At 38.1% G+C, this 17,171-nt stretch carries 16 protein-coding genes; 1 reads left to right on the top strand and 15 read right to left on the bottom strand.

All coding sequences use genetic code 11. From position 1 onward, the window contains the following. Positions 1 to 9 precede the first annotated feature (9 nt). The 8 genes from FH508_RS07825 to prsW all read right to left on the bottom strand — a co-directional run bounded on the left by FH508_RS07825 (position 10) and on the right by prsW (position 8,446). Entirely contained in the window at positions 10 to 1,026 is a 1,017-nt protein-coding gene (locus FH508_RS07825) for an NAD(P)H-dependent glycerol-3-phosphate dehydrogenase (RefSeq protein WP_173478448.1), read from the bottom strand. Between the two features lie 143 nt (positions 1,027 to 1,169). Next, entirely contained in the window at positions 1,170 to 2,480 is a 1,311-nt protein-coding gene (gene der, locus FH508_RS07820) for a ribosome biogenesis GTPase Der (RefSeq protein WP_173478447.1), read from the bottom strand. A 308-nt stretch (positions 2,481 to 2,788) separates the two neighbouring features. Further along, positions 2,789 to 3,925 (bottom strand): 30S ribosomal protein S1, encoded by a 1,137-nt coding sequence (rpsA, locus tag FH508_RS07815; protein WP_173478446.1) that lies wholly within the window; start codon positions 3,923 to 3,925, stop codon positions 2,789 to 2,791. A 102-nt stretch (positions 3,926 to 4,027) separates the two neighbouring features. Beyond that, complete coding sequence (gene cmk / locus FH508_RS07810) at positions 4,028 to 4,702, bottom strand: (d)CMP kinase (protein ID WP_173478445.1); 675 nt, start codon at positions 4,700 to 4,702, stop codon at positions 4,028 to 4,030. A gap of 83 nt (positions 4,703 to 4,785) precedes the next feature. Further along, on the bottom strand, positions 4,786 to 5,445 hold the full coding sequence (locus tag FH508_RS07805) for a flagellar brake protein (protein ID WP_173478444.1): 660 nt from the start codon (positions 5,443 to 5,445) through the stop codon (positions 4,786 to 4,788). 85 nt (positions 5,446 to 5,530) lie between these two features. After that, entirely contained in the window at positions 5,531 to 6,814 is a 1,284-nt protein-coding gene (locus FH508_RS07800; RefSeq protein WP_173478443.1) for a PepSY1/2 domain-containing protein, read from the bottom strand. A 16-nt stretch (positions 6,815 to 6,830) separates the two neighbouring features. Then, positions 6,831 to 7,673 carry a spore cortex-lytic enzyme gene (gene sleB, locus FH508_RS07795; RefSeq protein WP_173478442.1) on the bottom strand — a complete coding sequence of 281 codons (843 nt, stop codon included), beginning with the start codon at positions 7,671 to 7,673 and terminating at the stop codon, positions 6,831 to 6,833. A gap of 98 nt (positions 7,674 to 7,771) precedes the next feature. Further along, a complete protein-coding gene (gene prsW / locus FH508_RS07790) occupies positions 7,772 to 8,446 on the bottom strand; it encodes a glutamic-type intramembrane protease PrsW (protein WP_173478441.1) in 675 nt (224 codons plus the stop codon). An 82-nt stretch (positions 8,447 to 8,528) separates the two neighbouring features. Here prsW and FH508_RS07785 point away from each other — a divergent pair, with 82 nt between their 5' ends. Next, a complete protein-coding gene (locus tag FH508_RS07785; RefSeq protein WP_173478440.1) occupies positions 8,529 to 9,497 on the top strand; it encodes an asparaginase in 969 nt (322 codons plus the stop codon). Between the two features lie 145 nt (positions 9,498 to 9,642). Here FH508_RS07785 and FH508_RS07780 read toward each other — a convergent pair whose 3' ends face one another. From FH508_RS07780 to FH508_RS07750, 7 genes are all read right to left on the bottom strand, one after another. Beyond that, positions 9,643 to 11,184: an aminotransferase class V-fold PLP-dependent enzyme gene (locus tag FH508_RS07780; RefSeq protein ID WP_173478439.1), complete on the bottom strand. Its 1,542-nt coding sequence runs from the start codon at positions 11,182 to 11,184 to the stop codon at positions 9,643 to 9,645. Between the two features lie 4 nt (positions 11,185 to 11,188). Beyond that, positions 11,189 to 11,749 carry a glycerol-3-phosphate acyltransferase gene (locus FH508_RS07775; protein WP_173478438.1) on the bottom strand — a complete coding sequence of 187 codons (561 nt, stop codon included), beginning with the start codon at positions 11,747 to 11,749 and terminating at the stop codon, positions 11,189 to 11,191. 74 nt (positions 11,750 to 11,823) lie between these two features. Continuing rightward, positions 11,824 to 12,786 carry a YpdA family putative bacillithiol disulfide reductase gene (locus FH508_RS07770; RefSeq protein ID WP_173478437.1) on the bottom strand — a complete coding sequence of 321 codons (963 nt, stop codon included), beginning with the start codon at positions 12,784 to 12,786 and terminating at the stop codon, positions 11,824 to 11,826. 144 nt (positions 12,787 to 12,930) lie between these two features. Then, positions 12,931 to 13,686, bottom strand: coding sequence for a metallophosphoesterase (locus FH508_RS07765; RefSeq protein ID WP_173478436.1), 756 nt, complete (start codon positions 13,684 to 13,686; stop codon positions 12,931 to 12,933). 160 nt (positions 13,687 to 13,846) lie between these two features. After that, positions 13,847 to 14,581: a LysM peptidoglycan-binding domain-containing protein gene (locus tag FH508_RS07760; protein ID WP_173478435.1), complete on the bottom strand. Its 735-nt coding sequence runs from the start codon at positions 14,579 to 14,581 to the stop codon at positions 13,847 to 13,849. A gap of 88 nt (positions 14,582 to 14,669) precedes the next feature. Continuing rightward, positions 14,670 to 16,112: a RecQ family ATP-dependent DNA helicase gene (locus FH508_RS07755; protein ID WP_173478434.1), complete on the bottom strand. Its 1,443-nt coding sequence runs from the start codon at positions 16,110 to 16,112 to the stop codon at positions 14,670 to 14,672. Further along, on the bottom strand, positions 16,113 to 17,141 hold the full coding sequence (locus FH508_RS07750; RefSeq protein ID WP_173478433.1) for a YpbB family protein: 1,029 nt from the start codon (positions 17,139 to 17,141) through the stop codon (positions 16,113 to 16,115). It lies immediately after the preceding gene. Positions 17,142 to 17,171 lie beyond the last annotated feature (30 nt).

Genomic DNA, 17,171 nt, shown 5'->3' with positions numbered 1-17,171 from the left:
CATAAGTAATTAGTTCATCAGCTCATCGATTTCACGTTTTTTCACACGCATCATTAATGCGTCTACTGCTACTTTTGGCTCGACATCATTAAACAATACGCCATAAAGTTCCGTTGAAATTGGCATAGCAACATCATATTTTTCAGCCAGTTGATAAGCTGCCTTTGTTGTCCGTACACCTTCTACAACCATACCCATTTGATCGAGTACTTCTTGTAGCTTCATGCCTTTCCCTAACATATTTCCTGCACGCCAATTTCGTGAATGCACACTTGTACACGTTACGATTAAATCACCCATACCTGTCAGCCCTGAGAACGTAAATGGATTTCCACCCATTTTGACACCGAGACGGGTAATTTCAGCAAGCCCACGAGTAATCAGTGCTGCCTTCGCATTATCACCATAATTTAAGCCATCTGTTATGCCAGCAGCTAACGCTATAACGTTTTTCAATGCACCACCCATTTCCACGCCGATAACATCCTCATTCGTATATACGCGGAAAAACTGATTCATAAACAAGTCCTGTACCTTCTCAGCTGCCTCAATATTGGCACAGGCTGCTGTAATCGTCGTTGGGGAATGCAATACTACTTCCTCTGCATGACTTGGCCCTGAGAGCACTACAATGTCTTCTACAAATTCAGCCGGCAAGCTTTCAGCTAAAATTTCAGATATACGTTTTAATGAATCTGGCTCAATTCCCTTTGAAACATGGACAAATAATACTTTTTTGTCTAAAGTAGCAGTCATCTTTTCACACGTTTCTCGTATAGCCTTCGTCGGCACTGCTACAACAATCGTATTGGAATGTGCTACAGCCTTTGCAATATCATCAGTGGCATGTAAATTCGTTGGTAGCACCGTTTCTGGTAAATACTTTTTATTTGTATGATGTGTATTAATTTCTTCTGCCTGATCAGCTCTATGCGTCCACACAAGCGTATCATGTCCATTTTCAGCAAGTACCATCGCAAGTGCTGATCCCCAAGAGCCTGCTCCTAGTACACAAACTCGTTCCATATCATATTCCCCCTTTTATTCCCTTTAGGTAAAACTTCATCGGCAAATGCTTGTCTAAAATGCGATTTAGCCTAGCCCTTTGAAAAAAGACGCCACCCAACAATAATAGTCGGGTTGGCGTACTAGATGAGTTATATTTTAGATTATGCACGCGCACGTGTAATTAAACGAATTGGCGTACCTTCAAAATCAAATGTTTCACGAATTCTATTTTCTAAAAATCGCTCATAAGAGAAGTGCATTAATTCCGTTTCATTTACAAATACCACAAACGTCGGTGGTTGAATCGCCACTTGTGTTGCATAGTAAATACGTAAGCGACGACCTTTATCAGTTGGCGCTGGATTACGTGCAACCGAATCTTCAATCACTTCATTTAGAATTGATGATTGTATACGCATCGCGTGATTTTCACTTACGCGTTGTACAATCGGTAAAATTTGATGAACTCGTTGTTTTGTATTTGCTGATACAAAAATAATCGGTGCATAGTCTAAGAATAAAAAGTGCTCACGGATTTGCTGTGTAAACACATTCATTGTTTTGTCATCTTTTTCAATTGCATCCCATTTATTTACTACAATAATAATTGCTTTTCCAGCCTCATGTGCATAGCCCGCAATTTTTTTATCTTGTTCTTGAATGCCTTCTTCCGCATTTAGAACAACTAAAACAACGTCGGAACGTTCAATAGCACGTAGCGCACGTAAAACGGAGTATTTCTCTGTCGTTTCGTACACTTTCCCTTTTTTACGCATTCCGGCAGTATCGATGATTACATATTCGTTCCCATCGTATTCGTAAGGCGTATCAATAGCATCTCGCGTTGTACCCGCAATGTTACTTACTATGACACGATCTTGACCTAGGAACGCATTCACTAATGATGATTTCCCGACATTTGGGCGACCAATTAAAGAGAATTTAATAACGTCATCTCCATATTGATTTTCATCTTCTTGTGGGAAGTGCTTAGCACACTCATCTAATAAATCCCCTAAGCCCAATCCGTGGGAACCGGAAATTGGCCAAGGTTCACCAAATCCAAGTGCATAGAAATCATAAATCATTTCACGCATATCTGGATTATCAATTTTATTAACTGCTAAAACGACTGGCTTTTTTGTTTTGTATAAAATTTTTGCAACTTGCTCATCTGCGGCTGTTACACCTTCACGACCATTCGTCATAAAAATAATAACGTCTGCTTCTTCAATAGCAATCTCCGCTTGTTGACGAATTTGTTCTAAAAACGGCTCGTCTCCAATTTCGATACCACCTGTATCAATAATATTAAAATCATGTGTTAACCACTCTGCCGAACTATAAATACGGTCACGTGTTACTCCCGGAATATCTTCTACAATCGAGACACGTTCTCCAACGATGCGATTAAAAATCGTCGACTTACCTACGTTCGGACGACCTACGATGGCTACTACTGGTTTCGTCATCTGTACTTCATCCTTCCAACTTCTTGTCTTTCGCTATTATACACGAAAAATGCCATTATATCATAACATATCCATCATGGAGAGTACTTTTTAGCTTACTCTTTAACATTACCGTTATTTTTCGTTCCAGACACACTCTTTTTAGCAGGTCACAAGACAAACGAAACGTTGAGGGTGTCAGGCACTCAAACAATTCAAAAAACTCGAACATTAGTAAGCCTACCTGCAATAGACATCAACAGCAACAATTCAAAAATGACTGTAAACAAACTAAAACGAGGATACGATCGTATCCTCGTTGTTGATGATTATTTAAAGTTTTTCAGTTGGTCGCCAATTACATCACCGAGAGAGAAACCAGTGTTTTCTTCTGGTAATTCATAATCGATTACTTCTTCAGCCTCTGGATTTTCTAATAAATCTTTAATACTTAATGCTAGGCGGCCTTCGTCAACGTTGACATCTAGCACCTTCACTTGTACCTCTTGCGCTTCTTTCAACGCTTCATGTGGCGTATTAATATGCTTATGCGCAATTTGTGAAATATGCACTAAGCCTTCCACTCCAGGGAACACTTCTACAAAAGCACCAAATGATGTAAGGCGTTTTACTTTCCCTACAAGCACTGTGCCTTTCGCAGCACGCTCTTCAATATTCGACCACGGTCCAGGGACAGTATCCTTAATCGATAGCGAAATACGCTCATTCTCTGGGTCTACAGAAAGAACCTTCACTTTTACTTCTTGTCCTTCTGATAATACCTCACTGACATCACTCACATGCTCATGTGATACTTGTGAAATATGGACAAGTCCATCGATACCACCAAGATCGATAAATGCACCAAATGATGCTATACGCTGTACTTTACCATCTAATACGTCGCCAGCTTTGATTTGGTTAATTACATTTTTCTTCTGAGAAGCTTTCTCAGATTCTACTACAGCTCGATGTGATAAAATTAAGCGATTTTTTTCTTTATCAAGCTCGACAATTTTAAAGCTTAGTACTTTCCCTTTATAATCTTCAAAATCATCGACAAAATAATCTTCTACTAGGGATGCTGGAACGAACCCACGTACTCCTAAATCTACAACAAGACCACCTTTAACAATATCCTTTACTTCCGCTTCGAAAACTTCCCCAGCAGCATATTGTTGTTCTAGTGTATCCCATGCTTTTAAGGCATCGACTTTACGTTTTGATAATACATAGTTTTCCTCTTCAACCTTTGTAATCATCAATTCTAACTCATCCCCAACGGAGATAGCGTCAGACGCTTTTTCAATGTGTAAGCTCGATAATTCACTTATTGGTACGATACCGTCAAACGGTGCACCCGGAATTGAAACAGTTACTGCTTTTTCATCAACCTGCTCCGCAATACCTTTGACGATATCACCTTCGTTAAACGTTTGTTCTGCATAGTTCATTTCTTCAGACATATGTAACCCTCCTTCGCATCTTCCCTTACTATTTTATTCGATATTGAAGACAAAGACAAAAATAAATCCTTTAAATTCTAAAAATGTCTGAAATTTTAGGATTTATACCATTTTTTCTTGTGCTAATTTTAAAATGGCTTGCGCTGCTGCATCAATTGATAGCTCCGTTGTGTCTAGATAAATAGCATCCGCTGCTTGAATCAGTGGTGAAGCTTCACGCTCACTATCCATTTTATCGCGTAAAGCAATATCTTCTTGGAGCTTTTCTAAAGAAGACGCAATCCCTCGTTTTTCATTGTCAATATAGCGGCGTCTTGCACGTTCCTCTACAGTAGCAGACATAAAGATTTTCAGCTCTGCATTTTTTAACACATGTGTCGCAATATCACGTCCATCCATGACAACACCACCATTAGCGGCAAGTTTTTGCTGCTGCGCTACTAACAATTCACGCACTTTAGCATGTGCCGCTACTTGCGAAACAGATGATGTTACTTCATTGGAGCGAATTGCATCAGATACATTTTCGCCATCTAAAAAAACAAGTTGACCTTGAGGAGAAGGCTTTAATTCAATTGAGCTAGCTGCTAACATTTCTGCTAATTTTGCTTCATCATCTAAATGTATGTTTTGTTGCATTGCTTTATACGTAACTGCTCGATACATTGCTCCCGTATCGATATACGTGAATCCTAGTGATTCTGCAACGATTTTGGCGATTGTGCTTTTTCCAGCACCTGCAGGACCGTCAATCGCAATTTGAATGTTTTTTTTCATTATGCTTCCCTACTTTCTTTCACACCATATTGTAACATACTAATAAAAAAAAGCCCTCTACGAGCAAGAGGGCTACTGTCCATTTAATCATCGAATGGGTTTATTTCTTTACGGCGATTTAATAGCTGTCGTTCAAAGCAAAAACGTACAATATGTTGTTGATCAATATCATCCGTATCCGTTAATTGAATGGTAGCAATTGTCTTGTCATCTTTTTCAAATATTCGAACAACTGTTGCTTCTGTAACGACGTAATTCACATCGCCATTGGCAAATGGCAAGACAATCGTTAGCTTAATGTCATCGCCATCTTGAAAGGCTATGTTGCCTTTTAAAATAAGTGCCAGTCCACCTGCACTAATATCTGTTGTTACAAGCTGGTATTTATTATCTTTAAATTGCACTGCCACATCGACAGGTGTTTCCACACGAACGTATTCGCGGCGTTGAATTTTGATAAACTCATCCTCTTGAGGACAGTGCAACATAATCATCGGTATATTACCAGCTTTGCGACCGATTACTTCTGTATTGAAGGCGTAAGATTGTTTATCTTCTGTTCGAAAGGTTGCCCTAAATTCAGAACCATCTATTAAAAAGGCTGTTTTTTTAGTTATTACATTTGTTGGATAATCAATATAAATTATATTGTCTCTTTGTTCAACTACTTTACAGCGGAATTTTTCAATACGTTCTGTATAAGTAGGTTCAAGTTGTAGTAGTGTACCAATTTTAATTTCCATGAGCATCTCCCCGAACAATATATATACCCCTATTATTGCATGGGATGTAAATTTTGGCTATATGAACTGGGAGCTTTTTCTAGACTTAAGTTAAATATTCTACTTTTAACACATTGTGATTTTCAGCATCTACTACAATTCGGAACGTTTCTTGGACTTGTTCGTCTCGAACGGCAATGACTTCATAGCAAAGACGTTGTTCGAATTGTCCGTTATCCGTATATATATTTCTTACTTCTTCAACACGTACATTGTCGTCAAAGAAAGTTTTCCAATCAATTGGATTAGCTTTTTGTGGTTTTATCGATTCTTCTTGTATATATTCCATTGCATTTGCACCAAGTAATTCTCCAGTATCTTTTGCAATTTTTAATTGTACACCATCTGCATAAATTAATGCATTATCACCAGGATGAACGCGTGCAAATGTAACATGCCAAGCTAAATGGTTTTCACGTGACTCAACAAAAGCAACATCTTTCATCTCAAGTCTCTTTAAATGTTCTTCCGCTTTTTTAATAACTTCCTCTTGTGAAAGCTTAGCCTCATCTACAGGACGTTCAACTAAATAGGATAGTAAGTGTCCTCCCTTTTCAGTTACGTCGACATAGCCTAAACGAATACCTTGATGGAACTGTATGTGATAAAACGGATATGGCGCTGTATCGCTACTTTTTGTAACAGTAAACGTAGCATCTTTAATAATTGGGAATAGTTTTTTCACTTTTTCTAGCGCTTCTTTTTCTGTAATGACTGAATCTTGTAATGCTTTTAATTCTAATTTTTTCTGCCAATCTGATTCACTTAATGTAAGTGGGAAATCACTTTCACCATAATCTTTTAGTGTCTTCTTAATATTATCAAATGATGTATTAGGATTTTTATTGTCTACTTGGCGCGTCCAAACATCCATATTTCCATCTTGTTTATAATAATCAACAGTTGCAGTTGTCCATTCGTCAGATAAAGCTTGCAAATTAGTGGAGATTTGCGGCATTTTTTTACGCCACTCTTCATAATCTCCCGACTTCGCGGTTTTTTTCGCTTCATCACCAAGTCTTCCTAAATAACCTAGCCACTGACTAGAAAGCTCTTGCCCAATAGGAATATTTGAAATTGATGAACGTACTTCTGAGCTTAGTCGCCAAATAGAATCTAGCTCACTGTGGATAGCCTGTTCATCCTTAAATAATAAGGATTGCGAAACTGCTCTTTGTAAGTACGATAATTTTTCAGAGGCATCCGTTAGTTTTTCTGTATACTGCGCATGTACTGTACGTTGTAAACTTTCTTTATCTCCATGTAAATCAATACTATATGCTCCTAAACCGATAACGGCTATCGTTAAAATAACGAGCATTGTTCTCATCTATTTTCCTCCTTTCTTATGAACAGAAAATATGCTCACCTATTTGTTTTATTTGCGGACGAGACCAAATCCACTTACTTGTTGCTGTTTTAGGGTTAAAATAATACAGTGCATTTTCTGATGGATCCCAGCCATTCATTGCATCGATAACCGCTTCTTTTGCACGCTGGTTTGGTTCTAGCCAAATTTGACCATCTGCTACTGCTGTAAATGCTAAAGGTTGGAAAATGATACCTGATATTGTGTTCGGAAAATCTGGACTTTCTAATCTATTTAAAATAACAGCGGCTACGGCTACTTGGCCTTCATATGGTTCTCCCCTAGCCTCTCCATAAACTGCATTGGCAATAAGCTGTAAATCACGTTCCGTATACTTTGGTGGAATTTGTGTATCTGTCCCATTATTATTACTGCTACCAGTGCTTTCATTATTTGCTGTTCCGCCACCGCCAGCGTTCCCACCAGCATTACCAGTACTTTTCACCTGCTGATCAAGTGGAACACCACCATAATAGGTAAACTGATTGCCTGCTTTTAATTGCGCTTTCACCCATTTTTCATCGTAATCTGAATATCCTGCTAATGCTTTTTTCGTCTTTGTGCCTGCTATACCATCTACTGGTATGCCATATTTCTCTTGGAAATTTCGTAATGCCCAGTAAGTGTTGTAGCCGAATTTTCCGTCAATTTTACTTTTATAAAATCCTAAGTATTGTAATCTAGCCTGTAATTCAATGACATCATCTCCATACGCACCGCGGGTAATTTGTTGATCGCTAAACGCTGTTGCGTTATTTTGTGGAATCGAGACTATACTAATCGCAAGAATGAAAGCAAAAAGTATACTTAATAAACGCACAATCATCACTCCTTTTTTTATAGCTTGAAACAAACAGCACTTTTTATACATTCATAAAATAGAAAAAACGTAGAAATCATTTTAAGATTTCTACGCTTTTATATTTTTTTATGCATATGCAAATGTTGGATAAGATGATAATGCGCAAGCTTTACTTTACGTAAACCAAACCACCATAAAAATAGCATAAACGGTATCATTAAATATACCCAATGTCCTTTAAATGATAATATTGTATTGTATAAAATGTGTAATACGACTGGTGCACAAATGGCCATCGCAATCATTTCTTTTGTCTTTGCATGCTTTGAAAACTTTGCACGACCATAATAATAGCCCATTACTACACCAAACAGAGCGTGACTTGATACGGGTAGTAATGCTCGCATAAATGCTGTATTCAAACCAAAAGAAAATAAATACAATACATTTTCAATCGTCGCAAATCCAAGAGATATACTTGCACCATACAATATACCATCATAAGGATCATCAAATTCTACATGATTGTAGATAGCTATTAACAGTACAAACCATTTAAAAAACTCTTCAATGACACTGGAAAAAAGGACATCTTGTAAATAAAGATATTGAAAAACCCCTTCTTCTGTTAATACATACTGTAAAAACAAGATAGGGAATGTTAAAAAAGCACCATACAAAAACGTTTGAAGTAGTGTTTTTCGTGGCTCCGTTGCCATTTGATTGCGCAAATAGAAGTAACTAAAAAGCGCTAGACCTGGAGCAATGGCAGCTGATAAAAGGATGATCATGTTGCCGGCTCCTTTCAACAATAGACTGATATCATTATACCATGTAATGACAAAAAAATTTTTAAAAGGAGATTTATTTTTTATGAGAAAAACAATTTTATTAATTCATACTGGCGGAACAATTTCCATGGCAATGAGTGAAGAAGGGGCGGTTATGCCAAATAAGGAAAATCCACTAATAAAAGAAAGTAAAAAACTTGATACACTTGCATCTATTAAAGAAGTGGAGGCATTTAATTTACCTTCACCGCATATTACACCAAAAGAAATGCTTAGTTTACGTAATTTAATTATGGAAAAAACTTCAACTGAGCAATTCGATGGTGTTGTCATTACACATGGCACGGATACTTTAGAAGAAACAGCTTATTTCTTAGAGTTAACAACCAATTTATCCATTCCTATTGTCTTGACGGGTGCAATGCGTTCCTCTAATGAGTTAGGCGCAGACGGCATCTACAATCTAGTTGAAGCAGTTCGCGTAGCGGTAGATGACGAAGCACGTGACAAAGGAGTGCTTGTTGTAATGAACGACGAGGTTCATCTTGCCGTTAACACTACAAAAACGAGCACTAGTTCAGTCAATACGTTTCAATCGCCACAATACGGCCCAATCGGACTTATTACAAAATCGCGTATTTTGTTTCATCATGCCCCAATTCGCCGCCAATATGTAGACATACAAGGCTTAGCGAAGCGAGTAGCCATGCTGAAGGTCTATGCAGGGATGGAAGTAGATTTACTTGACGTAGTGCTTGCCTGTCAGTACGACGGTGTTGTACTTGAAGGCCTTGGACAAGGGAATGTTCCACCAACCGTTGTCAAAGGCATTGAAAGTCTGTTGGAACGTGGTATCCCTGTTGTTCTTGTCTCTCGATGCTTCAATGGCATTGCTGAAGGCGTATACGGTTATGTTGGTGGTGGTAAAATGCTAGAAGACTTAGGCGCAATTTTTGCGACAGGTATTAACGGGCAAAAAGCACGATTAAAATTACTTATCGGTTTAAACAAAGAAGGAAACCCATTGGACTTAAAGGAATTTTTCCAGTAAGTCCTATGAATTTCTCGTTAACGCCACTAAAACGGTGAATCGCCACTACATCATGTCATAGCGCCAATAAAGCAAGTTAATTCGCCATTAAAAAGAGAAACCGCTCATAAACACGGCAGCTCGCCGATAAAGCATAATTTATCGCTTATACATCTACAGTTTGCTCATAATAAGTTAACAGCTCACGTAGGCGACCTAGCGCAAACTCAAAATCAGGTTGGATTATTGAAAGCTGAATAAAATTTCGCTTACGTAAATATTCACTATCTCCATGGACATATAAGCCGTTCAATTTTAAATCGGTTGATAAATTAATAAGTTTCCTTGGACATTGAATGGTTAAAATCATTGGATACGCTGTAGTTGGTAAGCGATAGTCCATAAATGGTAGCTGCAGCAGCGCTTCAAAGTGCTGTCGCAGTTGACTATAGCGCGCTGGATAAGCTTGTAAAGCATCTACTACATTGCCAATAAGTACTGCTGGTAGCGTAGAAGGAATAGCACCTTGCTGATAATTAGCTAAATCCAAGTAAGCAGGAATAGTTGTAGATGGCTCCACAAGTTCTTGAGAAAAGACAAATGACAAGCCACTAAGTGCTCCTAACGCTTTACCACTCACCGCAGTTGCTAAGTAGCACTCAGCTAATGAAAACGGCATAGCACCAAATGAGCTAATACAATCAACACAAAGCTTTACATTATAGTGCTTAACCAGTTGTAAAATTCCCTCTAAATCATTACATGTACCTGTTGAAGTTTCCCCATGCACCATGAGTAGCCATTGATAGGAACCTGTTTGCAATAAAGCCTCCAATGACCGCAAATTAAATGCGCTTCCCCACTCGTGCGTCACGACATCGAAATCTAAGGACCAGCGCTCAGCCTGCTTATGAAGACGTTCTCCAAATTCTCCATTCGTTAAAATAAGTCCATGCCCCATTTTTTGTGCCTTGAGCTGTCCGAGCATCACTTCATTCGCTAATGTTCCCGTTCCTACTAATGTTGCGATATACTTTGCATTTGATAATTCCAATAGCTTGCTACGCATGTATCCATATAATGATTGAAAGGCTTGAGATCGGTGCGATATGCCCGAATACAAAATAGCCCCTTGCTGTTTAACTGGCCCTGGGTAAAATGTATAACTTTCCTGTGCCAGTTTTTGTTGTAAGGACTGTTCAAATTGTTGCCTTGTTAATACCATTGGTAAAAACATAGCTTCTGCTGTACCTACTGCTGGTGCAAATTGGGTAAAGCCCATTTGCTTATACAATTTTTCTTCACGCGTAGTTCCTGAAATTACAGCTGCTGAATAGCCTTTTTCATATGCAAAAGCATTTAATGCCTGTGTCAATCTTAATAATACACGGCCTGTACGATATTGCTTTTTTACTGCAAGCAAACGAATTTCACAAAGTTTTGTACAAATTTCCTTAGGTAAATACTGCTCCACTTCACCAATTTTTTCATCAATTGAAAACGGTCGTTGATCTCGAAAAGCTAACATGCCAATTAGCTCAGTTCCTTTATAAACAACTAAATACGTATTTTCTTGATGGAAACGATCTACTTTTCTTTTCATCGTATTTGGTTCATGCTGTGGAATTTCTTCAACAAAGGTTTCATAATTCAACTGCGCGATCGCATCAAATTCCTTTTCTGTCTGTGCGACTTTACACCAGTACATACAATCACTTCCCTCTTCTTAAAGACTCCTTAATATTCGATGTATGCTTAATCAACATACAAATAATCGCAACAAGCAACGGTATGTATAGCGATAAATGACCTGTTAGTCCAATCGCTCCAATGTAAAACACGAAGCCACCTAACATGCCAAGCGTAAGGCTCCTCGTTATACTAAAAACTAGTGCAGTGCCAATAATCATCATGGTAAATAAAGTCGGTGATAAGGCAAGCCCAACACCGATAAATGTTGCCACACCTTTACCACCATGAAATTTCAGCCACATAGGATACATATGTCCGATTATAACGAGACATCCACCTACAACAATTGCCCACTGTTCTAAATGCCAAAAATTACCTAACAGCACAATAAGAACACCTTTTAGTGAATCACCCAAAAACGTCCACATAAATGCAGCCTTTCCTAGTACACTCCCTGCATTTCGCGCACCTAGGTTTTTACTACGCTCCTGTTGCAAATTGACACCATATACTTTTCCAACGAAAAAAGCCGTCAAAAAGTTTCCAATAAAATAGCTAATTATCCAATATAACCAAGTCATTTTCCCCCACCTTTTATAGACACACTATTCTAAAAGAAGCTGTATAAGCAGTCACGCCTATACAGCTTCTTTATTTATCTTCTTTCTGCAATTGTTTGTGCGATACAATCACCATGGAAACGTCCATTTTCAATAAAAATTTCATTGGCGTTATTGCCTGCTGCGATGACTCCAGCAATAAATAGGCCTGCTACATTTGTTTCCATTGTGTCAGGTTGACAAAATGGTCGGCCTGTTTCCTCGTCTATCGTCACACCCATCGCTCGGATAAATGAATGATCTGGATGATAACCAGTCATAGCAAAAACAAAGTCATTTTTTAATACTTCTTCACGACCGTCAATATTTATTACAACTTCATGCTCCCGTATTTCGACTACACTCGTATTAAAATGCATTGTAACTTCTCCGTTACGTACAACACCGTCAAATTCAGGTAAAACCCACGGCTTAACGCTTGGTGAATATTCACTGCCACGATATACAACTGTGACACGTGCTCCAGCCTTGTTTAATTCTAATGCTGCATCTACAGCTGAATTTTTCCCACCGATTACAAGGACATCCGTATCAAAAAATTCATGCCCTTCTTTAAAGTAATGGTGAACTTTTGGTAATCCTTCACCAGGAATATCCATATAGTTAGGATGATCATAGTAACCTGTCGCTACTACAACATATGGAGTTTCATATACATCCTTATCCGTCGTTACCGTAAAAATCTCTCCATTTTTCACAACACTTCCGACTTTTTCAAAACGGTTAACTTGAATTTTTTTCAAGCGTACTACCTCGCGATAATAAACAAGTGCTTGATTTCGCTTTGGCTTGCGCCCCTCAATAATGAATGGTACGTCACCAATAGCTAAACGTTCACTCGTACTAAAAAAAGTTTGATGTGTTGGATAGTTGTAAATGGCATTAACGATATTTCCTTTTTCGATGACAATCGGTCGTAAACCAATTTTTTGTAAAGATATTGCTGCAGCTAAACCACAAGGGCCTCCTCCAACAATAATTGCATCAACTTGTTGCATTGTTTGACACTCCTATCAAATAGACATCCATGTATAAACCACAGATGCTTCGCTTTCATGCAGATTATATTCCTATTCAGGAACTCTACATTTTAAAAAATAACGCTCGTTTCCATTATACGCCTTCTGCGCATTATTGGTTGTTTATTTACCCGAAATGTCAATATCAATTATATGGCATTCAGGTTTCGCGCCTAAACGGAATGGCAATAGTGTTGTACCATAGCCGTTACTCACAAGTGTCATCACACCCTCGCGTTCCCGATAAGAACCAAGTGGATGAACACCATAAGGTCCAACTCTTATTTGACCACCATGTAAATGTCCACCAATCATTAAATCCGCTCTAAACTTCGCACGTACTCTAGCAAAGACACCAGGATTATGTGAAATAAAAACGACTAAATCATCCTCGCCAACTTTTTCAAAAGCAGCATCAAAACTATATTGCATCGTAGAAGTATCTTCAATAGCACTTATCCATAAGCGATTCTTATTAGGTAATAGAATTGCATCATTGGCGATAATTTTAACATTGTGTTGTTGTAAAATATCTCGAAACTGCTCCTCACCTACTTCTCTATCATTATTCCCCCAAACAAAATAAGTAGGTCCTAGCGGTGTCAATAAATCAAGATTGTCATGAATACGTTGAATAGGTGTGCGGCTATCTGCAAAATCCCCACCGATTATTACCGCATCGAATGTGCCTGATAATCGTTCTATCATGGGACGATTAATTTTCCGTAAATGCGTATCTGAAATAAAAAATAAACGAATCGTTTCTTGTTCACCTTTGAGTGATAATTGATGATGCAACACATTATTTTCGTGCGCGACCTTCCACATATAGAGTAGGAAGGCGATAACTATTAAAAGAAATAGTCCAATATATATCATTCCCTCACTTCTCCTTATGACAACAAAAAGACGATTCATCAATGCTGTAGAATCGCCTTTTTGCTAATCAGACGTTTGCCTCAACCATTCATTGGTGTTGACGTTTGTCCTTTATTTTATACTAGAAAAACATCATTGCCAAAGAATGACACCATTTTTCTTACGGTAGTTTAATGACTTGCCCAACAAATACAGTGTCATTAGGCATGCCGTTCGCCGCTCGGATTTTCGCTAACGTTGCTTCACTACCATCACCGTAGTAATTTAATGCAATACGATATAGATTTTCATTTGCTTTAACTGTATGTGTTTTTGCTTTTGCAGCATTTTGCTTTTCTTGTTCTGCTTTACGTGCTTGCTCAGCTTTTTTCGCTTCTTCAGCTTTTTTCGCTTCTTCAGCTTTCTTAGCTGCCTCAGCCTGTTGCTGTGCTACCTTAGCTTCTTCAGCTTTTTTTGCCTCTTCGGCTTTTTTCGCTTCTTCTGCAGCCTTTTGTTGTGCAGCTAACTTTTCAGCGTCTTTTTGAGCCTGTGCTTTAGCTTCGTCGTTTGCTTTATCATCTTTGTCTTTATCAGCTGATGAGGATGCTTCCGCTTTACTACCAGTCTTATCAATTTCTACAACAGAATCCATCGTATCTTTTTCGGCTTCTTCAATCGTTTTACCAGGATCATAGAATTGCACGAAATAAATTAATATAGTTAATGGAATTAAAATAAATGTAACAAAAAGTATCGTCATTAACGGTGATTTACGTTTTGTATTTTTCGGCTTTTTGTTATTACTTCCATTTTTATTCATTCTTGAAACTCTCGATAGATTTTGCTGTTCTTGTTGTTCTTCTTCAAATGACTGACGATGTTCTTCGATTTTATCACGATAGTCTTCTTTACTCATTCGACTTTCCTCCAACCTTGCTACGCATTCTTCTATCATTCTATTATGACGAATTTTGCGAAAAAAGTAAATGACCGTCAATTACAGTCTAATCGCTTAATAAAAGCTGTTTTAATCGACTTTCCCATGCAACCATTTCTACTTTTTTCGGTTCCATAACGCGTGCTATATTGATTTCATCATAATGGATTCCACAATTTTCACAACAGATTTCAGGTTTTTTCTGCAATTTTTGCCCAAAATACCCGACAAGCTGCTCACGAATACAGCCTTTTGTCTGAGTAATTTTTAACATTTCATCAACTGCCTGATATTTTTCAAGTGCAAAATAATTAAGTCGCGCTTTCACTTCCTGAACAGATTCCTGATGGTACCAATAATCAAGCACACGAAAAGCCGTTTCACTCAACTCACCATTTTTCAACATTTGTGCTGGCTCGATATGTTGCATCACAAGTTCTTGATAACGATCCACATGACTTGCTGACGGTAAATCGCCTGTTACAACAAATTTCGCAAGTTCCTCGTCACCTTCACTATAAAGTAAAATTGCTAAAGCTGGATTTCCATCACGTCCTGCGCGTCCAATTTCTTGCATATAATTAGCGACATTCGCTGGCATGGATTCATGTATTACTTGTCGAATATCCGCCTTATTAATACCCATACCAAATGCATTGGTCGCTACAATCCAATCTAGCTCCCCATCAATAAATTGCTGTTGAATAAATTGACGATCCTCCGCACTATACCCCGCATGATAAGCAGCAGCCCGAATACCTGCTTGTATAAATGTTTCACAATATTGCTCTGCTCGCTTACGTGATGACATATATAAAATCCCTGGTCCAGCTGTTTTTTTGACATGCTCTAAAATCCATCTTGCTTTATCTGCCCTATCCTCAAATCCAACACGTCCAAGATGAATATTAGGACGATCCACATTGTACATAAATTCAAATGGGGCGTTTAGCGCAAGTGTAGTACGAATATCCTTAATTACTTTTTGCGTTGCAGTCGCTGACAAAGCTAACACTGGCGGGCGATTACTTTGCGAAAACCATTCTCCAATACGCAAATAATCTGGACGAAAATCGAAACCCCATTGCGAAATACAATGCGCTTCATCCACTACAATAAGACTTAATGACATGTTTGTTAACTTTTCCTGCACCTGTTGTTGTAAAAGCATTTCTGGAGACGTAAAAATAAAGCGATATTGTTCTAAAAAATGCAGGGCATATCGTTTTTCATCTGCTGCTAAAAATGAATTTAATGCGACTACTCTTTTTTCACCAAATCGTTTAAGCTGCTCTACCTGGTCTTGCATTAAAGACAATAAAGGAGACACAATTAATACAGGCTTTTGCAATAGATATGCTGGCAATTGATAGCACAGCGATTTACCCATGCCAGTTGGCAATAACGCAATAACATCTTTTCCATCTAAAATTGCTTCGATTACTTCCTTTTGACCTGGTCTGAATGTCGTATAGCCAAAATGCTTTGCTAATGTTTGCTCTAGTTCCATTTATACTTCCCCTTTCGCGAGGACAAGTCTCAGCTGGAAATAACTCATATCATTTACTACATCATGCAATGCCTTTAATTTTTTTGTTTGGTATTTCTTAGAAGCATGCCAAACTTTTTCCGCCTCTTCATATGAGACGAATGGGCCAATCGAAAAGTTCGGTTCATTCATCGCTAATTCAACTAAATGGTCTTCAATCGTACTTTGTTTCAATTTTCTTATTTGCACTATTTGTTCAATTGAATAACCTTGTTCATATAAATAGGCGGTTTGTTGTGCAGAATCAGTCAGTAATGCCTTCACCCGAAGGTCCGAAGCCATTTGACCAAGTAACGGGTAGTTATTTGTTGCATGCACTTCATTCATTAATGTATGTAGTAATTCAATAAATGCTAATTGACTATCTAGCACAGTTTCCTTACGTTCACTAGAAAGCTGCTGCCATGTCCAACCAGGTAGACTATGGCCACTCAATCGATAAAGAACAAGTTGTTTATTGCTATCTGATACTGGTAAAACAGCTAAAATACGAAGACATTCTTCATGTAAGCGTTGCTGTAATTGTCCTAATTGATACTGATTGTCCTGTAGAAAAGTACGTACCCATGATTGAACTTGTACATCCTTACTAATAGGAGAAAATGAGCGAATCCCCTCTTTTTGATAAGATAGACTTTGGACGATTAAAGATAGACGAGCAAAAAACACATGCTCATTTCCTCGATAATGCCAGCCGTCAAATAAAAAAGTAGATGTTTGCTCCGCTCGTTGTAAACCTAGCTTTTTCATGGAATAATGACCAGATTCCTGCATACTTAACCAACTATATTGCAAAAAGGTTGCTACAGCCTCGTCAAATGTCGCACGGGGTAGTTTTGGGAGTAAGCCAAAATAGTTATGGAGCTGAAACAGTCCAACATCTTGAATTGTCTGGCCTGAGCGCTTTCCTCTTAGGATATGATAGGCTGCAGAAACGGTTCGCTCATTATTAAGTTTTTGAAAGATTTGCAATAAAATTTGATAAAACATTGAAGCAAATTCCTCCAATTTAATAGTATT

This window comes from Lysinibacillus sp. CD3-6, from assembly GCF_006351725.2.
Classification (GTDB): domain Bacteria; phylum Bacillota; class Bacilli; order Bacillales_A; family Planococcaceae; genus Lysinibacillus.
This window is presented reverse-complemented; position numbering and strand designations above follow the sequence as displayed.